We start from the raw sequence: 2,792 nt of genomic DNA on the forward strand, positions 1-2,792 counted from the left end.
CGATTTTTGCAACAGAGCCATAACAACCTCCTTGTTGCCGGAATTGGCAAGGCCAAGGGGAGGGCAGCGCCGGGTCGGGTCAGGGACCGCGAAGCGGCCGCGCTAGCGGGCGGTGGGGGAGCCGATTTGCGCAGCAAATTGGGGGAACCGCCGATCCTTGATGCGGCCTGGTGCAGCCCTCATGCTAGGAAGACACTGACGGGGGGATTTAACAAACTAACGCCCGCCCATCGAGCGGACCTTCACCCTGCGCCGTCTCGCGCCCGAACGATCGCGCTGTATTCCAGCAGCGTTTGCCGGACATTCTCATCATCCACCACATTGAGCGCATGGCCGGTGGCCGATGCCTGATCCGTCCGCATTTCGAGCCAAGCGATCCGCGCCGCGTTCGGCGCTACGCAACCATGCTCGAGCGCGATCTGCTCACTGTAACCGGCGATAACGTCGTTGATGGCCTCAAGGGCCGCCTCATAGGCGATGGCCTGATCTTGGGTCCACAAGGGCGCTGTCGGTGAGAGGGCAGTCACCTTGCCATATAGAGAGGGCAACTGGTCTCCCGGCAAGCGCAAACTACGCCATTTGCGCTTGCCGAGAGTGGGCGGCCCTACCGGGGGGCTTGGGCCGTTGCTGGGCCTATAATCCTCAAACTCACAACGCCAAATGGCGTTGGATAGATTGAAAGGGCGGCGCGACAAACAGATGCCCCCAAGCGCATCGTGCGAAGTTGCGCATGGACCGCGACAATTCTCGCTCTCAGTTGTCGCTCAACCAAGCGAGCTGCTGACCGATTCCAAGCCCCTCCATCGGAACCGATGCGCGCCGTTCGATCTGCGGCCAAAGGGGATCGCGATAGTTGCGGCCTGCGAGAACGATCAGCGGCGCGGCGGCGTCGATCTGCTCGGCCATTGCTTCGATCACGCGCGCGCCCCAAAGGCGGCGCGCGCCTGCCTTCATCGCGCCTAGCGTTTCGTCATAGGGCGCGATGACGGTTTCCGGGGCGATCAGGCCATGCTTTGCTGACAGGATGAACCATGCGCCGCCCTGTCGTTCGACATAGGCACGGGCCTTCTGGAACCATGGCGATGCGTAAAGATCGCGCGCCGGGGCGGGGCGGTCCAGCTTCGCAGCAACGCAAGCGACAAGGAAAACCGGAGACGGGGACGGGGGAGGGTCGATGACAGACGGCGGCGCTGCCTCAAGATCGGCAATGACGGTGCAGCGGCCCCATTTCTGCAATTGGCGCTGCCATCCTTTCGGCGGTCCTTGGCGCTCGGCAACGTGGCTAAGGGTCGGTCCACCGAACAAGTCGGGTTGCTCCCCGATGCGCTGCACCGGGGGAACGTAGCGAGGTTCGCGGATGCAATGGCGGGCCATGCTCGATCCCCTCAAAAGGCGAAAGCGGTCTGGCCGCTCGCCTCGGTAAAGCTGGCGCTATCGCCTGCCGCGTAACGGTCGCGGCCCATGGGGGACCATTGCAGATGCCCGGAACGGTCATAGGAAAACCAACCATCCTCGATCCCGATGATGAAAGACCATGCCTTATCCTCGGCGCAAGGTCCGTGAAGATTGATCGGCCAATGCTCGGCCCCGCGTTCCTGCTGGCAGGGCGACGGCGCGGAAAAGCTGCGAAGCAACGCGGCGCGGTCGGTCGGCTCGGTAGCTCCCATTTCCCGCATGATCTGGCGGGCCTCGACGGTGCTGATGTGGCCGCTCGCCTTCCTGTCGGCGTGGTCCGAATAGCGAAGGCCATAGACAACGGCATTGAAGATATTGCGCGGCTCGGTGAACTCCTGCGTGGCGAGCAATTCGCGCCATTTCCCGGCGCTGATAAGGTCCACCGCATGATGCCAGAGCGAATGAACGCGGTTGCTGTAGCCGTGGCGGTTCGTCACGCCATCGCGGGCGATCTCGATCCCTAGCGCACGCTCGACGTGTTGCACGAAAGGATGGGCGGCAAGCAAAGGATGGCGAAGGCCGATCTTGCGCGGCTCGTCCTGCTCTGCGCGGATGACCTCGATGGGGAACTGAAACAGGCGCGACGGCAGATTCCACGGCGCGGAAAGGGGAAAGTCGCGGGGCACATCAAGCGCCCCGTTAATGTCCAGCACAAAGCCGTTTGGCGCGAAGCCTGCGGCAATGATCTGGTCGCCCAGCTGGTCGGCCTGCGCGGTGCGTATCGCGGCGGCGGCGCTCATGCGCTCAACTCCGCATAGGTGGCGCTGCACTCGTAGCGGATCGCATCGCCATCCCACATAGGACCGCAAACGCCCTTGAATTTCGGTGCGCCCTGCAACTCAGGCCGCTGGCTCGGATTGCTGTCGTAACCGCTGCATTGAAGCCCCTCGACCGCTGCCCGGCTGACGATGGTTTCAAAGGTCGCGCCCTCGATCTCGATCCGGTCAAAGTCCTGCTCGGTCTGGCGGTAGATACGGATTTTCATGGGCTTTCCCTTCCTAATTGAGCCGAAGGCGATGACGGGTCATCGACTTCTGCCGAAAGCGGGCGACGCTGGGCCGGGGAATGCCGCAAACGGGGCCGATCAGGGGGGAGGGGGATCACCCGCCCTGCACGGAGCGCAGCGAAGGAAGGGCGGGGAAACCCGCCTGGTCGCCAAGCGGAGCCGCGCAGCGGCGGAGACGGTCTAGCCCTTGCGGCAGGGGGCAGGAACAGGCCCCAAACGCGACAAATCAGCGCGGCGGCTTGCCGCCTCAATCTGCGCCAGGACAGGCGGTGGCAGCTGCCACCGCCTGCACCGATCAACCCGGCCTGCGGGGCGGAAGGAAAAAAAAGGT

Annotated in this window: 4 protein-coding genes; all 4 read right to left on the reverse strand. The window is 63.8% G+C overall.

Features of this window, described 5'->3' with window-relative positions; all coding sequences use genetic code 11:
• Positions 1 to 242 precede the first annotated feature (242 nt).
• The 4 genes from SPHV1_RS01185 to SPHV1_RS01200 all read right to left on the reverse strand — a co-directional run bounded on the left by SPHV1_RS01185 (position 243) and on the right by SPHV1_RS01200 (position 2,440).
• Positions 243 to 500, reverse strand: coding sequence for a hypothetical protein (locus tag SPHV1_RS01185; RefSeq protein ID WP_008831892.1), 258 nt, complete (start codon positions 498 to 500; stop codon positions 243 to 245).
• Positions 501 to 753: 253 nt separating this feature from the next.
• Complete coding sequence (locus SPHV1_RS01190) at positions 754 to 1,374, reverse strand: DUF6884 domain-containing protein (protein WP_030541642.1); 621 nt, start codon at positions 1,372 to 1,374, stop codon at positions 754 to 756.
• Positions 1,375 to 1,385: 11 nt separating this feature from the next.
• A complete protein-coding gene (locus SPHV1_RS01195; protein WP_008831890.1) occupies positions 1,386 to 2,195 on the reverse strand; it encodes a hypothetical protein in 810 nt (269 codons plus the stop codon).
• A complete protein-coding gene (locus tag SPHV1_RS01200; RefSeq protein WP_030541643.1) occupies positions 2,192 to 2,440 on the reverse strand; it encodes a hypothetical protein in 249 nt (82 codons plus the stop codon). The genes SPHV1_RS01195 and SPHV1_RS01200 overlap by 4 nt, the downstream gene beginning before the upstream one ends.
• Positions 2,441 to 2,792 lie beyond the last annotated feature (352 nt).

Source organism: Novosphingobium sp. KN65.2 (assembly GCF_001368935.1).
GTDB classification, from domain to species: Bacteria; Pseudomonadota; Alphaproteobacteria; order Sphingomonadales; family Sphingomonadaceae; genus Novosphingobium; species Novosphingobium mathurense.